21 protein-coding genes are annotated in these 16,772 nt (G+C 46.0%); 10 read left to right on the top strand and 11 right to left on the bottom strand.

Annotated elements, in window-relative coordinates; all coding sequences use genetic code 11:
• Position 1 precedes the first annotated feature (1 nt).
• The 6 genes from JUF13_RS05125 to xerS all read left to right on the top strand — a co-directional run bounded on the left by JUF13_RS05125 (position 2) and on the right by xerS (position 5,637).
• Complete coding sequence (locus JUF13_RS05125; RefSeq protein ID WP_203638175.1) at positions 2-931, top strand: manganese-dependent inorganic pyrophosphatase; 930 nt, start codon at positions 2-4, stop codon at positions 929-931.
• A gap of 147 nt (positions 932-1,078) precedes the next feature.
• A complete protein-coding gene (locus tag JUF13_RS05130; RefSeq protein WP_203638176.1) occupies positions 1,079-1,654 on the top strand; it encodes a matrixin family metalloprotease in 576 nt (191 codons plus the stop codon).
• A gap of 182 nt (positions 1,655-1,836) precedes the next feature.
• Positions 1,837-2,283: a peptide-methionine (R)-S-oxide reductase MsrB gene (gene msrB / locus JUF13_RS05135; protein WP_203638178.1), complete on the top strand. Its 447-nt coding sequence runs from the start codon at positions 1,837-1,839 to the stop codon at positions 2,281-2,283.
• 19 nt (positions 2,284-2,302) lie between these two features.
• Complete coding sequence (gene msrA, locus JUF13_RS05140; RefSeq protein ID WP_203638180.1) at positions 2,303-2,824, top strand: peptide-methionine (S)-S-oxide reductase MsrA; 522 nt, start codon at positions 2,303-2,305, stop codon at positions 2,822-2,824.
• A gap of 41 nt (positions 2,825-2,865) precedes the next feature.
• Positions 2,866-3,312, top strand: a complete 447-nt coding sequence (locus JUF13_RS05145) for an NUDIX hydrolase (RefSeq protein ID WP_203638182.1) — start codon at positions 2,866-2,868, stop codon at positions 3,310-3,312.
• A 1,260-nt stretch (positions 3,313-4,572) separates the two neighbouring features.
• Positions 4,573-5,637 (top strand): tyrosine recombinase XerS, encoded by a 1,065-nt coding sequence (xerS, locus tag JUF13_RS05150; RefSeq protein WP_203638184.1) that lies wholly within the window; start codon positions 4,573-4,575, stop codon positions 5,635-5,637.
• 202 nt (positions 5,638-5,839) lie between these two features.
• On the opposite strand, the gene JUF13_RS14595 is transcribed toward xerS, so the two are convergent.
• Genes JUF13_RS14595 through JUF13_RS05165 form a run of 3 tightly spaced genes read right to left on the bottom strand, consistent with a single transcriptional unit; the run spans position 5,840 to position 7,129 of the window.
• The gene (locus tag JUF13_RS14595; RefSeq protein WP_225893587.1) at positions 5,840-6,262 is read right to left on the bottom strand and encodes a zinc-ribbon domain-containing protein; all 423 of its coding nucleotides are present in this window, start codon (positions 6,260-6,262) and stop codon (positions 5,840-5,842) included.
• A complete protein-coding gene (locus tag JUF13_RS14600) occupies positions 6,262-6,666 on the bottom strand; it encodes a zinc-ribbon domain-containing protein (RefSeq protein WP_204119951.1) in 405 nt (134 codons plus the stop codon). Before JUF13_RS14600 ends, JUF13_RS14595 begins: the two co-directional genes overlap by 1 nt.
• 58 nt (positions 6,667-6,724) lie before the next feature.
• Entirely contained in the window at positions 6,725-7,129 is a 405-nt protein-coding gene (locus tag JUF13_RS05165; protein ID WP_203638189.1) for a nucleoid-associated protein, read from the bottom strand.
• A gap of 181 nt (positions 7,130-7,310) precedes the next feature.
• Here JUF13_RS05165 and JUF13_RS05170 point away from each other — a divergent pair, with 181 nt between their 5' ends.
• Both JUF13_RS05170 and JUF13_RS05175 read left to right on the top strand, forming a co-directional pair.
• A complete protein-coding gene (locus JUF13_RS05170; protein WP_203638191.1) occupies positions 7,311-7,775 on the top strand; it encodes an HIT family protein in 465 nt (154 codons plus the stop codon).
• 19 nt (positions 7,776-7,794) lie between these two features.
• Positions 7,795-8,277: a GNAT family N-acetyltransferase gene (locus JUF13_RS05175; protein WP_203638193.1), complete on the top strand. Its 483-nt coding sequence runs from the start codon at positions 7,795-7,797 to the stop codon at positions 8,275-8,277.
• Between the two features lie 434 nt (positions 8,278-8,711).
• On the opposite strand, the gene JUF13_RS05180 is transcribed toward JUF13_RS05175, so the two are convergent.
• The gene (locus JUF13_RS05180) at positions 8,712-9,293 is read right to left on the bottom strand and encodes a TetR/AcrR family transcriptional regulator (RefSeq protein ID WP_203638195.1); all 582 of its coding nucleotides are present in this window, start codon (positions 9,291-9,293) and stop codon (positions 8,712-8,714) included.
• 182 nt (positions 9,294-9,475) lie between these two features.
• On the opposite strand from JUF13_RS05180, the gene JUF13_RS05185 reads away from it, so the two are divergent.
• Entirely contained in the window at positions 9,476-10,891 is a 1,416-nt protein-coding gene (locus JUF13_RS05185; RefSeq protein WP_203638197.1) for an MDR family MFS transporter, read from the top strand.
• A gap of 131 nt (positions 10,892-11,022) precedes the next feature.
• Here the strand turns inward: JUF13_RS05185 and JUF13_RS05190 are convergent, their stop codons facing one another.
• The 6 genes from JUF13_RS05190 to JUF13_RS05215 all read right to left on the bottom strand — a co-directional run bounded on the left by JUF13_RS05190 (position 11,023) and on the right by JUF13_RS05215 (position 15,050).
• On the bottom strand, positions 11,023-11,556 hold the full coding sequence (locus JUF13_RS05190) for a hypothetical protein (protein WP_203638199.1): 534 nt from the start codon (positions 11,554-11,556) through the stop codon (positions 11,023-11,025).
• Positions 11,557-11,680: 124 nt separating this feature from the next.
• On the bottom strand, positions 11,681-12,640 hold the full coding sequence (locus JUF13_RS05195) for an alcohol dehydrogenase catalytic domain-containing protein (protein WP_203638201.1): 960 nt from the start codon (positions 12,638-12,640) through the stop codon (positions 11,681-11,683).
• A 59-nt stretch (positions 12,641-12,699) separates the two neighbouring features.
• Positions 12,700-13,047 carry an MmcQ/YjbR family DNA-binding protein gene (locus JUF13_RS05200; RefSeq protein ID WP_203638203.1) on the bottom strand — a complete coding sequence of 116 codons (348 nt, stop codon included), beginning with the start codon at positions 13,045-13,047 and terminating at the stop codon, positions 12,700-12,702.
• 81 nt (positions 13,048-13,128) lie between these two features.
• The gene (locus JUF13_RS05205; protein ID WP_203638205.1) at positions 13,129-13,974 is read right to left on the bottom strand and encodes an alpha/beta hydrolase; all 846 of its coding nucleotides are present in this window, start codon (positions 13,972-13,974) and stop codon (positions 13,129-13,131) included.
• 183 nt (positions 13,975-14,157) lie between these two features.
• Positions 14,158-14,430, bottom strand: a complete 273-nt coding sequence (locus JUF13_RS05210) for an AbrB/MazE/SpoVT family DNA-binding domain-containing protein (protein WP_203638207.1) — start codon at positions 14,428-14,430, stop codon at positions 14,158-14,160.
• Positions 14,431-14,438: 8 nt separating this feature from the next.
• Entirely contained in the window at positions 14,439-15,050 is a 612-nt protein-coding gene (locus tag JUF13_RS05215) for a TetR/AcrR family transcriptional regulator (protein WP_203638209.1), read from the bottom strand.
• A 107-nt stretch (positions 15,051-15,157) separates the two neighbouring features.
• Between JUF13_RS05215 and JUF13_RS05220 the strand changes: the two genes are divergently transcribed.
• A complete protein-coding gene (locus JUF13_RS05220) occupies positions 15,158-15,409 on the top strand; it encodes a fatty acid kinase subunit FakA-related protein (RefSeq protein ID WP_125762601.1) in 252 nt (83 codons plus the stop codon).
• A gap of 68 nt (positions 15,410-15,477) precedes the next feature.
• Here the strand turns inward: JUF13_RS05220 and JUF13_RS05225 are convergent, their stop codons facing one another.
• Positions 15,478-16,770, bottom strand: coding sequence for a YhgE/Pip domain-containing protein (locus JUF13_RS05225; RefSeq protein WP_203638211.1), 1,293 nt, complete (start codon positions 16,768-16,770; stop codon positions 15,478-15,480).
• Positions 16,771-16,772 lie beyond the last annotated feature (2 nt).

Below are 16,772 nucleotides of genomic sequence, written 5' to 3' on the forward strand. Positions count from 1 at the left end.
CATGAGTAAAGCATTAATTTTCGGTCACCAAAATCCAGATACGGATGCCATCGTTGCAGCCAAGGCCTTTGCCTACTTCCAAAGTCAAAAGGGCTTGGATGTTGAAGCCGTTGCCTTAGGCGAACCCAACATGGAAACCAACTTCGTGTTGAACCACTTCGACGAACCCGCTCCTCGCGTGGTTAAGACGGTGGCTAACGAAGTCGACCAAGTTATGTTAGTCGACCACAACGAAGCCCAACAAAGTGTTGCTGACCTGGACAAGGTGACGGTTAGCCACGTCATCGATCACCACCGGATTGCCAACTTTGAAACGAGCCTGCCACTGTACTACCGCGCAGAACCCGTTGGTTGCACGAGCACGATTTTGACCGAAATGTTTGACGAAGAAAAGATTGAAATTCCTGCTAAGTTAGCTGGTTTGATGCTTTCCGCTATCATCTCAGACACCTTGTTATTACAATCCCCAACCACGACTGACAAGGACCGCGAAGCCGTTCGGGCCTTGGCTGAAATCGCCGATGTCGACGTGCAAAGCTACGGTATCGAGATGTTAAAGGCTGGGACTAACCTGGCTGCCAAGAGCGACAAGGAACTGATCGATGGCGACGCTAAGTCCTTCGACATGGCTGGCAAGAGCGTTCGGATCGGCCAAATCAACACGGTCGACTTGAACGAAGTCTTGGACCGTCAAGCCGGTTTGGAAAAGGAAATGCAAGCTGAAATGGCCGCTGACGGCTACGACTTGTTCATTACCTTAGCCACCAATGTCTTGAACAGCGACTCCGAACTCATCGTTGCCGGTGAACCTAAGAGCGTTGTCGAAAAGGCCTTCAACACCAAGCTGGACAACAACCGGGCAAGTTTGCCAGGCGTTGTTTCCCGGAAGAAGCAAGTGGTGCCACCATTGACCGCTGCTTTCGACGCTTAATTAGCTAAATTTACATTTAAGAGACGCCCAACCACGATTTTTTCAGCGTGATTGGGCGTTTTTAGTCGTCTTTTTTGACCGAGCCAGGCTATAATACGGGTCGATGGTAGCCGCCAGGCATCCTCCTTTAAGAGAGAGGGACTTGGTATGTTGAGAAGTTGGTACCGAGGAGTTCTAACCATCGTAACGACGGTTTTGTTGTTTATTACGCAAATTGGGGGCAGCATTGCCTTAGCGGCTGGCGTGACCCCATTTGGTCCGGAACGATTTGCGGAAAACCAAGCGACTTACGTGATCACCACGAAGTCTAACTACTACCGCAAGATTTGGGAATCAGCGATTTCTGCTTGGAATCACACGGGCGCCTTTCATTTCAAGGCGGGCACTAAGGGAAATGCCCAAATTGACCTGACGACCGCCTCAGTTGCCCAAGCCAAGACCTTGGGCGAGGACGTTGGACTGACCGAATACACGGCCAACCGCGACTATCTGCGTAAGGTTTCGGCAACGTTGAACCCAACACTGCTAACGGCCTACGGCTACTCACGTTCAGATGACCTGCATGTGGCGGAGCACGAACTCGGCCACACCATGGGACTCGCGCACAACCCGTCCAAGAAGAGCGTGATGTACTACCGGAACCGGGCTGTTGGCATTCAGAAGGTCGACATTGAGGGCGTTGAGTTACGTTACAAGACCCCGGCCGGACAATCCGCGGAATAGGAACAATTTAGACAATAAACCGGTTCACAGTGAAGTGGTCAGTCCCGTCAGAAATGGCGGCTGACCACTTTTTAGGTTCACTATTAGAAAACGATTAGACAAATTACTTGCGTTTAACGGTAAAAGTTTTAGACTGATAGTAGACCAAATAAGTTGCACACAATTGATTGGAGGAATTCAGTATGGCAGAAGAAAAAGAGAGTCAAGCCGATTTAAAGCAACGCTTAACCGCTGAGGAGTATGCGGTGACCCAACACGCAGCCACTGAGGCAGCGTTCACTGGTAAGTATGATGCCTTTTATGAACCAGGCATCTACGTGGACGTGGTGAGTGGTCAACCGCTATTCAGCTCAACGGATAAGTACGACGCGGGCTGTGGGTGGCCATCCTTCACCAAGCCCATCGACGCCAGTCACGTGACCGAAAACACGGACCATTCGTTTGGCATGTCGCGCCAGGAAGTTCGGAGCACGGACGCGGGTTCGCACCTGGGCCACGTCTTTACCGACGGACCAGAGGACCAGGGTGGTTTGCGTTACTGCATCAATTCAGCTGCCCTGAAGTTCATTCCAGCTGACCAATTAGAAGCTAAGGGCTATCACAACTTTGCCCAACTCTTTGACAAATAACTACACGGGAGGTTCCCACATGGCACAAACAGAAACTGCAATTTTTGCGGGCGGCTGCTTCTGGTGTATGGTTCAGCCATTTGACACCCAACCAGGAATCCAGTCGGTCGTTTCTGGCTTTACCGGCGGCCACACGGTCAATCCCACGTATGCCGAGGTCGCCAGTCATACCACTGGTCACACTGAAGCCGTGAAGATTACCTTTGACCCAGCCATCATCAGCTACGCGGACTTGGTCGAAATCTATTGGCGCCAAACGGACCCGACCGACGCCAGCGGCCAGTTCCAGGACCGGGGCGATAGTTATCGTCCCGTAATTTTCGTCGATGGCCCGGCGCAACGCCAAGCGGCTGAAGCCTCTAAAGCGGCCTTAGCCAGCAGCGGGCGGTTTGACGAGCCCATCGTGACACAGATTGAAGACGTCCAGCCATTCTATCCGGCCGAAGAGGAACACCAAGACTTCTACCGAAAGAATCCGTTCCGTTACCAGATTGAGGAAATGGGCGGCCGTCAGAACTTTATTCAGAATAAATGGCGTTAAAACGCTTTTTGTTAAATACAAATAGAGGTTGGTGAAGACGGGTGGGTTATGTATTAAATTTACGTCAACAAGTCGGCGCCGAACCGTTGATCGTGGTTGGTGCCGCGGCGGTCGTCCAACGGCAGCAATCACTTTTGTTAGTCAAACGAACGGACAATCGCGCTTGGGGCTTGCCAGCCGGATCCAAGGAATTAAATGAAAGCACGCTGACCACGGCCAAACGTGAATTGCATGAAGAAACGGGCCTGGTGGCACAATCAGCAAATTTGTTGACGGTCGTGAGCGGCGCTGGCATGCAATATCAATATCCCAATGGTGACCAGATAGATTCGGTCACGGTCGTGTATAAGCTGACAGCAACTGGTGAACCCAGCGGCGACGATGATGAAACCAGTGCCGCTAAGTTTTTTGATTGGGAAGCATTGCCGGCGAACTTAACGCCAATCACGCAACAAATTTTAAAAGAATTAGCAGTAGAGAAACGTTAACTAAAAATCAGGTGGTGAAAAGTCATTAGACAATTTGCCAGCTGATTTTTTTAATTTGACTCTAGGGCGGGATTTTTCGATTGAATCACTACTTTCGATAATATATATTATGTAAAGTAGAATAGTTTTTCGATTTGGACATGAAGACTGGCCATGCCCTTTCTTTGATGTGCGTCAATATTTTTTTGCAATGCTACTTATGGACTTGCTGTTACTGATTTAAAAAAACATGTTAGCCAAGTTGAACAGCAAGTCGCTGACGACATCTGTGTGGCTACCGATCATGATGCTCGGCAGATTGCTTGCGTCACCGCTAACTTAAACTAACTTGCAAACTTACTGACCGTAATCCAGCTGTTCGCAGCTAAATCGGTTTAATTTCACTTAAGTACTGCCGCCACGACTGCATGCTGTCCGCAAACCTATTCACCAGCTAAGACCAGCCAAAATCGTCAAATTACAGGCGGATTCTCCGTTAATTTCATGGTCAGGTCTCCGTCTAAAGTCTGAACGTGTGCTTAGAATCAACGTCCAAAATTCCGTTTTGACAGTCGATTCCAATAGCACTTGGTCCTGTAAGATTGCTGCCGATTCTTAAGCTAAAGTGCCAGATGAACATGGATTACTAGTCAGTGATTAGAAAGTACTTGCTGTCTGGCTCGGTGATGGCAGTTGAGATGATCTACATGGTCTGTCTAACGGATACACGTAGACATTGCTGATGATTTTCATCGCTGGCGTGGGAATCAGCGACTGGTTAGTTGGGCTTTGTTCCCGAATAAATACAGTTCCCAGTTGGTGTTCAGATGACGTTTTCTTCCTAGGCATGCTGATGCATGCGTGACGTGTTATAGGCCTAAAGCGCCGTTGCTACAGCGATTACGGCTTATGCTGATTGTCAATTTCATGCGATATTGCTAGCACATGATTAGCAACTTGAGCTCCCAGCGAATGCTGATATATCAGCATTTATCGACCATCTGTCAACTTTAAAAGTACCATAAATAATAATTTCTCTACAACATAAAATATAGCCCAAATTCCGTCAAAAAGCCTATACAACAGGCATCACAGGCATTCTACAACTAAAAAAAGCTAAACTAGTTCCTCAGGTCATGCCAGTGCCATGCCAACGACTACTTTCATTAAAACAAATATTTTAAAGATAGTAGTAGCTAAAAATAAGGCGGGGGACTTGCTAATTTAGTCATTCACCGGTATCATATAAAATATGAGAACATATGTTTGGAGGCCACTTCTATGGAGAAGCAACATTATTTAAAATTAATTAACGAAGAACTGGCCACCGCGCCCTGGTACGTCCAGGAATACTACCAGGCCAAGGCGACCGTGCCCCTGTCCCCAGCCACCCTCTATCAATATCTGACCGAGTACCGGCGCTTCTTCAACTGGCTGATCAGTGAAGGCTTGACGCCGGCCAACCACCCCGCCGATATTGATATTCAGGTGCTGGCTACCTTAAAGAAGGAAACCGTCGAGCTATACAAGTCCGCCCTGCTGAACCAAACCAAGCTTACAGGCGCCCCTGGTAGCCGAACCCATCCAACCATCAATCGCTCGTTAAACGCCCTCTCGTCGCTCTTCAAGTACCTGACGGAAGACACCGAAGACGAGCATGGCGAAGCCTACTTCGACCGTAACGTGATGCACAAGATTGCCCTGGTGCGAACTAGCGAGACCTACGCGACCCGGGCAGCCAACTTGAAAACCAAGCTCATGCTGGGCAACACGGATCATGATTACCTAGCCTTTATCGACGAAAAATATGAAGGCCTGTTGTCACCGGCTAAGAAACGGTATTTTCACCGGGATAAGCAGCGTGATCTGGCCATCAACGCCCTCCTGTTGGGCAGCGGCTTACGGGTCTCGGAGGCCGCCAACGCTGACCTGCGCCACCTAAACCTGAAGACGGGCACGATTGGCGTAGTCCGTAAGGGTGGTCAACGGGATACCGTGCCAATCGCGCCTTGGACGTTGCCCTACATCCAAGACTACGTTGACCACCGAACGGCAATCTATCACGCTACCAGTAGCGACCGGGCCCTGTTCCTCAGTAGTTATCGCGGTCAGGCCTCGCGCATGCAGGCCAACTCCATGGAAAAGATGGTGGCCAAGTACTCCAGCGCGTTTAAGGTCCGTATCACACCGCATAAGCTCCGTCACACGTTAGCCTCAAAACTCTACCTCGCCACCAAGAATGAACAGCTCGTGGCCACCCAGTTGGGCCAAAACTCAACTAGTGCGACCGGACTGTACACCCATATCATTGATGAGGAACAGCGACATGGGCTGGAGAAAATGTAAAATAATTGGTCCTAAATTTCCCATAAGTAAAAAATTTTTTCGAGCTTTTTGGCCAAAAATGAACTTTATATCCGTTATAAGTAAATTTTATTAAATGCAGCTTTTCTACAGAAAATGAACTTTAAAAAAAACAGCGAGCTAAATTTTCATATTGCTCGCTGCTTTTTTGCCCGAAACTTTTTGGGACATTTATCTGTTTATGTTAAATAAAGTGCCTTCTTTTTCTATTTTTTCCTTTACAATATGGACAAACTTTCATATGACGTTTTTTATAATAAAGGATTCTTTTTACAGGCATTCGGAATTTATGGTCGCGGTTGTCTGAGCAATACCACCAAACTGGTGTTGTTGAATTATCTAATATTTCATTTGGTTGGACCAAATAAATATTCGCAACAAAGTCCCAATATTCAATCAAGTCAGGGTGTTTATCTTGAAAGGAGTTCAAACCCGGCAAAGCTCGCCTATTATTACAGTATGGACAATTTGTACTGCCAAATGTATGGTTATTAATTACATCTAAATATTCACCAGAACAAGTTGAACAAATCCATTTCACAGCATATGTTGATGTATACACATAATCATGAGGAGTTAATTCATTATTTGGGCTCCATTCTTTGATTAATTCAGTTTTTTGTTAAATCCTTGAAGTGGCCGTCTATTATCACAATATGGGCATTCATCCATATTGCCCTTCCTATTTCGGATAGTCTCAGCGTATTCTCCTCCACAGGTTGAACAGTTCCAAAGAACACGCCAGGCGGAACAATAAGTATACTCACTTGGTCGCCTATCGTTCTTAACGCTCCACTCTTTTATCAACTCAGACTTTATGTCCTCAACAGTATTCCAGCCTATCATTGGTCTTCTGTTAGTACAGAATGGGCAACAGTCATCACCAACATGCCGATCTTTAATCTTTGCTGAAAATTCACTATTACATGTTGAAAAGATCCAGTAAACCATTCTTGTTGATGTGGAAACAAAATCAGTCGGTAATTGGTCGTTTTGTGGACTCCATTCCATTACCAATTCTGGTATTACGTCCTGAACTGTATTTAAACCAACCAGTGGCGTTCTATTATTACAGAATGGACAACTGCATCATATTCTCGCCGCCTAATTGAATATTGATATTCATTATTACATTTTGGGCAATCCCAATCATTTGGCTCAAGTCCTCTAGTTCGACGTTAAAGAATAACAAGTCGCCACCGGGAATTTTTTCGTTGACCTTGATACTGTCAAAATAATCCAACGCAAATTTTTCCGTCAGTTTTTGAAAATCTTCACGCCCATTCCAAAACTGTTCGAGCATCGGAATCCGTGATAGCGCTAGCTCCACATATTCACTTTTTTCAAATTTATCAATCACTTTTTCAACGTACTTAGAAATTTCAAGGTTATCCTTAGCAATCTCTTTTTGCGACAATACAACGTTGCCGGAGTCCTTATCCAAGATATGGTCAATCACATTTAGAATTCGCATTAATTTTCCCTTCACCAGCATACCGGTATTGCAATACGGTTTAGTTGCTGGTAAAAAATATCTAATATCATTATATCTAGTGTTGATTACGAAAGCTATCACCACCGGCCATCCTTATTCTGTCTAAACAAAGTGACCAAACAAGCGTATACTGATGAAAACAAAATTAGGGGTGCTTTCCATGGAAGATAATTGTCTCATTTGTCAACGCATCGCAATGATTAAAGCCAATCTGAATCCGTACTTTGTTAAAGAACTCTCAACTGGTTACGTGGTGTTAGCCGACAGTCAATATTTTCGTGGCTATACGTTATTTTTAGCCAAGGAACACGTTACCGAGCTCCATCTCATGTCGCCAGCCACCAAGACCCAGTTCATGTTAGAAATGAGCTGGGTCGCCGAAGCCTGCGCAAAGGTGTTTCACGCGGACAAAATGAACGTTGAAATGCTAGGCAACGGCGATTCCCACGCACACTGGCACATCATTCCCCGGCACAATGGCGACACGCCGACTCCGGGTCCCATTTGGTGGGTCAAGCCTGAAATCATGTACGCTGACGATACCGCACCCACCCCTGAGGATCTGACTGCCATGAAATCTAAATTGAACACGGCGCTTGAGACTGTCATCAGTCACTACCGCTAATTAAAATGAGGTGAATCATTTGATCACAACACGCTTCTTTAAACCGACCGACGCTAAAAAGGTCGCAACCATGATTGCGACCACTTTACGAACATCTAATTGTCAGGACTATTCCAGCGACTACCTAGAGGCTTTAATCGCTGAAATGCCACCCGCTTTTTTCATAGCCAAAGCGCAACAAACGCACTTTTACGTTTTTGAAAGCGATGGACAAATCGTTGGCACTGGTGCCATTGGGTCCTATTGGGGTAAAGCAACTGAATTCAGTCTATTCGACATCTTTGCGTTGCCATCCTTTCAAGGACGCGGACTGGGCCGCAAAATCATCGAAACCCTTGAAGCCGACGACTACTTTAAGCAAGCTACCCGGGTAGAGATTCCAGCTTCCATTACCGCGTTAGGCTTTTATCAACACATGGGTTACACGTTCAAAGCTGATCACGATACCCTGGATGATGAACAATTGTACCGTCTAGAAAAATTTCCGACACACCTGCACTAAACTGAGTACAAGTACACATTTTTCCTCTAAAACTTTTAAATTGTTTTTAATATAATTGAGATTATGTAACAAGACCCAAGATGTACTTTATTTAGGACAAATGGTAATTAATTATGTGGTCAGATTTATTGTATTTTGGACTTTATTATGGCTAAAAATATAATACAATATTGGATAAAGTCTATTTTTAAAAATATGTACTTTAAGGCTAAAACACTCACTATGATTTAGGTACAGCTTTTTAAAATAAAGTTCAAAAAAATTCACTTTAATACCTTATTTTTGGATTTAATTTAAAATCAGCGACCTAATTTTAGAAAGAGCCAGATCTCCTTTCATAAGGAAATCTGGCTTTTAGTCTGACGTCAATTTGGATAGTTATGGCATTTTTCATGCCAAGTTATTTATATCATTTCTAATCTCATCAGTCGTGTTCACTTTAGAAAACGGTCATACACGGGCATCAAAGCCATATTGACCAAGTTATGAAAACGTTGCTTAGTTATTGGCTCATCATCAAATAAAGCGTCGAGTGTTAGTAAAATGGGAATGTTATAAAACTGTTGGGGCATTTCAGCCTTCAAATCACCGCGAACTCGTGCCTGATCAAATATTTTTTTAACAATCTGCGTCAGATAATTATCCCGGTTAAGCTTGTCAAAGTATTCGCCAAGGGTAATCCCCCCCAGCCGTTCTTTAGCAAGCCCAATCATATTTTGATAATTCATTTGAGACATTGCGTTTACTATTTCATCAAACAACTTGATTAAGTCCTTTTTTACACTACCCGTATCGGGAATTTCTAAATTGAATTTTCCTATCTGCGTTCGCAATGCTGCCAAGACAATGTCTGCTTTAGAATTCCACCGACGATACAGGACATTTTTATTCGTACTGGCATTCTTCGCAATCATATCCATGGTTAAATCTTCATATTTGGTTGTCGCAATTAACTCTAACGTAGCTGCCAAAATATCGTTTTCGAGTTGTTGCCCCCGTCGCCGCTTCTGCACCATATCATAAACTCCTATCCTAATCTCTTATTAACTGTACCACTAAATTGTTTAATATTTAACACGGAATTATTGCTATGAGCAATCATCAAACGCAAAAAACTTGACGAAAATCACCTTTAGGCTTAAGATACCGTAGTACCTTAAACTAGGTACTACGGTATCTTAAAAGTGGAGGCATCAAAATGAAAGAACAAAAATTACCACGAAACATCTTAAATCAAGCCTGGATCATCGTTTTAGGTGCCATCGCACCGCTTCTTGATTCAACGATGGTCAATATTGCCCTCAATCATTTAGTTAAGAGCTTCAATACCTCATTGAGTACCGTTCAGTGGGTTGTCACTGGTTATCTGTTAGCTATGGTAGTCGCTGTCCCATTCACCGGTTGGCTCACCGATAAATTTGGTGGCAAAAATGTTTTCTTAGGGGCTGAGCTGTTATTTGGTATGATGTCACTTGCTGCCGGTCTTTCAGGAAATATCAACGTCTTGATTGGTTTTCGTTTTGTTCAGGGTTTCAGTGCTGGACTGATCACGCCACTGCTAACGACGTTACTGGTTGATATTGCTGGTACCAGTATGATGGGTCGTTTGATGGCTGTCGTTGGTCTGCCAGTCTTACTGGGACCAATTTTAGGACCCGTCTTTGGTGGTGTCATTGTGCAATACCTAAATTGGCGATGGATTTTCTTCGTGAATATTCCAGTAACTATTATTGCTGCGCTCTTTATTTGGTTAAAGCTGCCACATACGGCACCTAAGAACATCCATGCCAAATTCGATTGGCTCGGGGTCACTTTACTTGCAGGGATGTCGGCCAGCATTGTCTATGGTGTTGTCCAAGCGAGTTCCAAAGCTAATTTTACCAATAGCACCACGATTACTTACCTGATCATCGGTGCAATTGCAGGTGTTCTGTATGTCATCTATGCCGCATTGAAAAAAGAACAGGCCATCGTGCCACTCTCCCTATTCAAACATGGGAACTTTAACGGTTCGGTGATTGGCCTGTTTTTAGCCGGCGTCGCAACTAATGGTCCAATGCTATTGTTGCCACTGTTTTTCCAAAATTTGCGTGGTCAATCAGTTGCAATGGCTGGACTATCACTGTTACCACAAGGCATTGGTATGTTGCTTGCGCGACCAATTATTGGCCGTTTGATTGATAGTATCGGTGCACGCTTTGTCATGCTTGGTGGACTAGTGATTACACTGATTGGCTCAATCCCGTTCACCTACTTTAACCAACAATCTGCTTATTGGCTGTTGATGGTGGTCCTTTTCATTCGAGGAATTGGGGCTGGGGCGATCATTAGCCCGCTTATGACCGATTCTTTCATCGGCATTGACCCGAAACTATCTGGTCAAGTTTCAATCACAACTCGGATCATGCAAAATGTTGGCGGTGCCTTTGGGTCTGCTTTATTAGCCACCATCGTTGTGAATTATCAGACTAATCATAGTCATCTTCTGGGACTGAGCATGATTGCCTCAAGTTACCAACAAGGATTTTTATGGGCCGTCATCTTCACGGCATTACTAGCAATTCCAGCGATGTTGTTGACCAACCGATTAGGGCATCATAAACAAAATTCGTAGACTATTTCGTAATCCTTAATCGACGTTTTAAGATAACAACTATTAAAATATCTGCTGTAATAGACAAGTCTTAATGTCTATAAACAGCAGATATTTTAGTGATCTTGTACAATTTTAGCAAAATCGTTAGCTTAGTCTCGGCGACGTCTTCTTCTGTCACGGTCATGATGCCGCTCAGCTTGAAGTTCGGCGTTGGCGCGCATTTCCGTTGGATATTTCCGGCTAGCTAACCACCAGACACATCCGCGTTGCACCAACAGGGTGACACCCAAATAGAGCAATAACGTGACCGAGCTACCAGTCCATAACCGATCAACACCCAAGTGGCCGGCAATCCCGACGACCCACCAGACCAACGTTACCCAATTTCCCTGACGTATTACCAGCCCATTATTATCCACCCAGAAACGATAGGACCAGGCCCGTAATAAGGCAAAAATAATCGCACTAGCCAAGCTCAATCCGCCAAAGACAACTGCCTGTGAAGGACTTATCTGTAAATGCTGTTTATTGAAGGCATCTCCGATTGATGCGGCGCCCAACAGCGTGACCAGTACGAAAAATGCCATTTTGAATCGAACTACTTTGGGGGCAAGCTGCCGTTTAATCACGACGAAAAGTAACCACGCACCCAACACCAAATTGGTTAAATCTAGATTTTGCATCTCAAACTCCCCTAAGCTGTTTATTTAAGTTATAAAAACTATTTCTGTAGTATACACCTTAAACCTAAAAAATGGTCAATCCACATTGGGGTTGACCACTTTTTAGGTTTAAAAACGATCGAATCTATGGCAACACGACAACCTTGCCAAGCCCCTCACTAGTCGCCAGATACTCATGAGCGGCTCGCGTTTCAGCTAACCTAAAGACGTGATCTGGGGTCACATCAACCTGGTGCTCCGCGATGAAGTCGAATAAGGCTTGGATACGTTCAGCATCCACGTGACCCGAATAGAATCCCGTCAGATAACGATTGTTGGGGATGTCCATGATGGGATCGAAGCCATCCAGCGTCCAGACGCCACCGAGCTCCCCGGTCGCACTGACGATGCCCCATTCGGCCGTGTGCTGTAGGGAATCCCGTACGGCTGAGGGACCCATCAAATCCACAATCTTGTCGAATTCCCCGGCTTCTGCCGGTAAGACGTTGGCGTCAGGCGTGTGCAGGACCGTATCAATCCCCAGCTGCTTCAGAGCGCTATCCTTACGCGTCGAGCGCGAGGTTCCCGTAACTGTCAGATTCAAGCCGGATGCTTTCATTAATTTCAGCACCGCGACGCCCACGCCACTAGTGGCGGCACGAATCAACACGCGGTCACCCGCCTGCAAGCGTAAGCTCTGATAGATGCCAAACGCCGTATAGAAGGTCTCGGGCACCGCTGCCAGTTGAGCCCAGTCCAACTTAGTCTTAATCGGATAGACCTGGTCGTTAGGCAACAGAACATATTCAGCATAGCTACCATCAAAGGCCCGACCCATTTCGCCCATTAAGGAAACAACGGTTTGACCAATTTGAAATTGATCTGGTGCACTGGTTTCATCCACCGTACCAACAACTTCAATCCCTAATATGCGGGGAAACTGCACAGAAGGTGACTTGCCCTCTCGCGTAAAAACCTCTGAATGATTGATGCCAAATCCCCGAACCTTAACCCGTGTCCAGCCCGGTCGAACCGCGGGGGTTGGGACCTCCGTGTATTCCAAAACTTCTGGCCCACCTGGCCGATTAACGACTACCGCATGCATGGTGTGATCTTCCCTTCATTTTGCAAAAACTGAACTGATTCGTATTCATCATACCATTATTAATCAGTCAGCTGATAACTTGCATCAACAAGTTTCCGCAAAACCTCTTTGGACGGCACCTGACTGATATCCAGGGTAATCCAGTTTTGCTTCGTAAAATGCTGCCCCGGGAGGATGTAAGGCATCGTGTTGACCAACTCATCAATCCTTGCAGGCGCACATTTCAAATCAAGGTACAGGGTGTCATTTTTCTCGTAGGCCAACCCAAATATTTTCTTGCTGGCCGCGTGTCGTAACGCGTCAAAGACAATCCGATTGCGGTGTCCCGGAGCGTTAAACGGCTCATCAACACTAACTTTTTTGTCCTCACTGCTGAATGCAATGAGGGTTTCTTTTGTCATTTCCATAGGTACGTCTTTCCTTCACTAACACAAATAATATTGGCCGTTGGTTCTCAACAGAATCAGGAGTAACCAAGATAAGATCACCTATTTATTTCCCAGCAAAAATTTGATTAACAGCCGATCCACCTGCACATTGTCATGTAGTTTGCTGTGCTGTGCTTGGGCACCAATAATTTTACGCTCCTGATAAGACTTCGCTCGACCAGCAACCAGATATCGTAAGGATTGGGACGACGCATTGCTGACGGAACCATCCGAGTGCGAACCATCATCCTTGTCGCCGTAAATGTTAAGCACCGCCGCTTGCTTTGGGTAGGTCTGCCGGAGTGGTAACAGGGCGCGATACTCGGGCTGCATGTTAGTTGGCTTGCCATTGGCTCGGAGCTTCATCCGGTTGGGTTCATCGTTCATACCCAGAATTCCGTTAAAATGACCGGCGATGTCGACTTGCTTCTGTAGCTTGGGCATTTTGGCTGAATTTCCCAGCAAGCCATACATAATGGCCATATTCCCCATTGAATGACCAACCACGTTAAACCTTTTGATGTGATACTGGTGTTGAAGCTTCACAACCGTTGCCCGGGCCCAGCGTCCCCACTGCTGCGGACTGCTATTCCGGCTGTCTTGAAAGCCGACTTCTACAATGGGGTGATCATCAGCCTCGTGGAAGCGGCCATTCAGCGTGACCTTACCCTGCTTCGAAACGGTTGCCCGCATAATGGTCTTCGTCAGACCGGCATTGACGAGCGCGTGCGCCATCTGTTCCTCAGCGTGATAACTGCTTCCCCAACCGTGGAAAAACAGCGTGGGCTCATATTTACTAGCATTCGGTAAATTTGATGCAGTTGACTGACTACTGGTCGTGCCACAAGCCGCCAGACCTAAAACAAGTAGTCCGATTACCAGAAATAGTAACAATCTTCTTTTCATATCACATTTTCTCCCCGTTTGTAGCGACAAAATTTCTGTCACTTGATTTATCGGACCAAGTATAAACCTTGATGTGGACTCTAAGGCAAGACTTATTTAAAAGGATCAGGTTCTGATTCAAGGCAAGCTGAATCAAAACCTGATCCCTTTAGCGAACAACCGCGTTGCCTTCCCAATGAGCTGTTATTCTTCGTGCATCCATTTATCAAAATTTGGCGATTTTACAGGGTCATAGCGACCATCCTGCTCAACCGTCACTTGTTCAACTTGAATATCAGCGATAAGTTTTTTCCAATCAGAATTGGACGGCAGTTTTTCAAGGATCAGTCGTCCATCATCGCTCAACGTCATTTCCAGCTGGTCACCGGTTGAAAGATGCATTCTTTTTCTAAAGTCCAACGGAATAACCACGCGCCCCCTGCTGGAAACTTTGAGTGTCTTGTTGTCTCTTATCATAGTCATAATCATCCTTCACTATTATTAAAAATAGTTCTTCCCCGTTCGGTTAGATAGGGATAGATAGCACTGATGCTTAGAGCCGCCGTATCACTTGTTGGGTTAAACTCACGCTTAGGCGAATACCTTAGTTCCCACGCATAATCCATTGTCAGCAACGCTAATACCAGGCAATCATACTGTTGGGATGAAATATCTTTACGAAAAACCCCAAGCTTGACCAGCTTAGCAAAACATTGTTGATAGGCCTGATATAATCGTTTGCGAAAAGCCTGAACTGATTTTCTAAGCGTTGGGTTATCGCTAATGATGGCATCGAAATCCGTAAAAAAGAAGCTATTGTGTGCCTTTAACTCTGCAGATTTATTAAAAATCATAATTAGTTCATTCAGAGCCGCCTCACCAGTCTCAGAAGAATCATCCGCAAAATTAACAAAGTCTAACTCGATTTTTTTTTGGATGGCAACCAGCAAGTCTTCTTTATGATGAAAATGGTAGGTTAGGTTGCCAATCGTCGTTCCGGCTGCGTCGGCAATATCACGCAAAGAAATTGCCGCATAGCCACTCTTATTAAAAAGCGCGATTGCTGTTTCGACGATTCGTTCCTTAGTTTTACTCATCCATCGTTCACCCCATTTGTCCCAAGTATAGCATATCCGAAGATACTTGACGCCATTTACAGTACGGTGTACTGTAAAAGACGTAACAACCACAGGAGATGCAAAATATGACTGAATATAAGTACGATACGCAATGTTTAATCGAGGGCCAAGATTTAGATGAAGACAAAATCAACGCCTATTTTCAACAAAATTTCGACGGGGATTCTCTCATTGCTGTTGGGGATGAAACGTTGATCAAGATTCATTTTCACACGAACAAGCCCTGGGAAGTGCTTGAATACTGTGCTTCTTTAGGTGAAATGTTTGACGTTGTTGTAGAAGACATGGACCGTCAGTCGCGCGGCTTGAAGGGCTAGGCGGAATATTTACATGATAATAAAAAGACCAGAATCTTCGAGATTCTGATCTTTTTTAATCAAAGCCTTTACATCACCGCCGGATCCGTTCGGTGCCAGTAAAAGTATGCCAACGTCCCTAAACTAAAGACGACCGCAATTCCGGCCAGAATCCAGCTGATTCCCGCAATCGAACCGCCTAGCGAAATCGTATGCCGCAATCCAGCCATTGCAACGGTCATCGGCAAGTATGGATGAACGGCGCGGTAGAACGGATTGGTCAATTCAATCGGATACGTTCCACCCGACGCACCAATTTGAAAAAGCATGAATAGTAACATTAACCACGCCCCGGTCAGACCAAACCATAACCGGAAACAGGTCACCAGGCTGAAGAATGCCAAGACAATCAACAGGCACAGCAGATACGTTTTTCCCGGCTCCAGCGGTCGCAGCCCAATGATGTACCACACGCCTAGCCACATGGCCGATGCCGCCAATACCACGAAACCCCAGAGAAATCCCATTTTATCCAGCCAGGCTAACGCAAAGTTTCGGTAGTTGCCGTGACGCTTGCGGGCGTCGTAAATGATATTCAGCGTGATGCACCCCACAAACAAGGAAATGGCCATGAAGTACGGCGCCATGCCGGTACCATTGTTGGCGACGGCCACCACGTCATGCTGCATCAACTTCACGGGCATGGCCAATTGCTTCAATTGATCCGCTCGCTGGACTGCGCTGAGCTGAACACCCGCTTGCGTTAACCCGTTCACAATTTTCTGCGTGGCCGCGGCGAGCTGTGTCGCTGGTAAGCCGGCCGTGCTAGCCTGCTGTAGCTGACCCAATTGTTTCGCCGTCAACGTTAACCGTTTGCCGACATGCTGAGCCGCCGCTTGACTGGCTTGTAACTCGGCTTGAACCGTTGCCTGATTCAGCGTTGTCTGTAGCTTCTGCATCGCGGTCGCGCCCATCTTTGCCGCTACCGTGCTCTGACCGGCATTGGTGTCATAGGTCACCTTCAACTGCGTAGGTGCCGTTGCCAAATGACTCAGTGTTTGCGACGCGTTGGCCGGGATCCTTAAGACTAGAAATAGCCGACCGTCCTTCAATTCCCGCTGAGCCTTCGCCGCCGTCATTCGGTGAAACTGCAGTGACTTGCTCTTAACCAACTTCCGGGACACCGTTCGTCCCCAGTCCAATGTCCGTGTGGCCCGGTCCTGATTGACGACGGCCATGGGTAAATGATGCAATTCCCCGTATGGATTCCAAACGGACGCCAGGAATAATCCGGCATAAAATAGCGGAATCACTAAGATACCTAATAGGATTCGCCAAAGTGCTGGATGATGCTTGAGGTAGACCCATTCTCGAGATTTCATGT

The organism is Levilactobacillus wangkuiensis (assembly GCF_016861605.1).
In the GTDB taxonomy this organism is placed as follows: Bacteria; Bacillota; Bacilli; order Lactobacillales; family Lactobacillaceae; genus Levilactobacillus; species Levilactobacillus wangkuiensis.

Bases quoted from the DNA above. Each gene is read 5' to 3' on its own strand.
- JUF13_RS05125 (WP_203638175.1), top strand. From the start codon at position 2: ATGAGTAAAGCATTAATTTTCGGTCACCAAAATCCAGATACGGATGCC.
- JUF13_RS05130 (WP_203638176.1), top strand. From the start codon at position 1,079: ATGTTGAGAAGTTGGTACCGAGGAGTTCTAACCATCGTAACGACGGTT.
- msrB (WP_203638178.1), top strand. From the start codon at position 1,837: ATGGCAGAAGAAAAAGAGAGTCAAGCCGATTTAAAGCAACGCTTAACC.
- msrA (WP_203638180.1), top strand. From the start codon at position 2,303: ATGGCACAAACAGAAACTGCAATTTTTGCGGGCGGCTGCTTCTGGTGT.
- xerS (WP_203638184.1), top strand. From the start codon at position 4,573: ATGGAGAAGCAACATTATTTAAAATTAATTAACGAAGAACTGGCCACC.
- JUF13_RS14600 (WP_204119951.1), bottom strand. From the start codon at position 6,666: ATGGAATGGAGTCCACAAAACGACCAATTACCGACTGATTTTGTTTCC.
- JUF13_RS05165 (WP_203638189.1), bottom strand. From the start codon at position 7,129: ATGCGAATTCTAAATGTGATTGACCATATCTTGGATAAGGACTCCGGC.
- JUF13_RS05170 (WP_203638191.1), top strand. From the start codon at position 7,311: ATGGAAGATAATTGTCTCATTTGTCAACGCATCGCAATGATTAAAGCC.
- JUF13_RS05180 (WP_203638195.1), bottom strand. From the start codon at position 9,293: ATGGTGCAGAAGCGGCGACGGGGGCAACAACTCGAAAACGATATTTTG.
- JUF13_RS05185 (WP_203638197.1), top strand. From the start codon at position 9,476: ATGAAAGAACAAAAATTACCACGAAACATCTTAAATCAAGCCTGGATC.
- JUF13_RS05190 (WP_203638199.1), bottom strand. From the start codon at position 11,556: ATGCAAAATCTAGATTTAACCAATTTGGTGTTGGGTGCGTGGTTACTT.
- JUF13_RS05195 (WP_203638201.1), bottom strand. From the start codon at position 12,640: ATGCATGCGGTAGTCGTTAATCGGCCAGGTGGGCCAGAAGTTTTGGAA.
- JUF13_RS05200 (WP_203638203.1), bottom strand. From the start codon at position 13,047: ATGGAAATGACAAAAGAAACCCTCATTGCATTCAGCAGTGAGGACAAA.
- JUF13_RS05205 (WP_203638205.1), bottom strand. From the start codon at position 13,974: ATGAAAAGAAGATTGTTACTATTTCTGGTAATCGGACTACTTGTTTTA.
- JUF13_RS05210 (WP_203638207.1), bottom strand. From the start codon at position 14,430: ATGATAAGAGACAACAAGACACTCAAAGTTTCCAGCAGGGGGCGCGTG.
- JUF13_RS05215 (WP_203638209.1), bottom strand. From the start codon at position 15,050: ATGAGTAAAACTAAGGAACGAATCGTCGAAACAGCAATCGCGCTTTTT.
- JUF13_RS05220 (WP_125762601.1), top strand. From the start codon at position 15,158: ATGACTGAATATAAGTACGATACGCAATGTTTAATCGAGGGCCAAGAT.
- JUF13_RS05225 (WP_203638211.1), bottom strand. From the start codon at position 16,770: ATGAAATCTCGAGAATGGGTCTACCTCAAGCATCATCCAGCACTTTGG.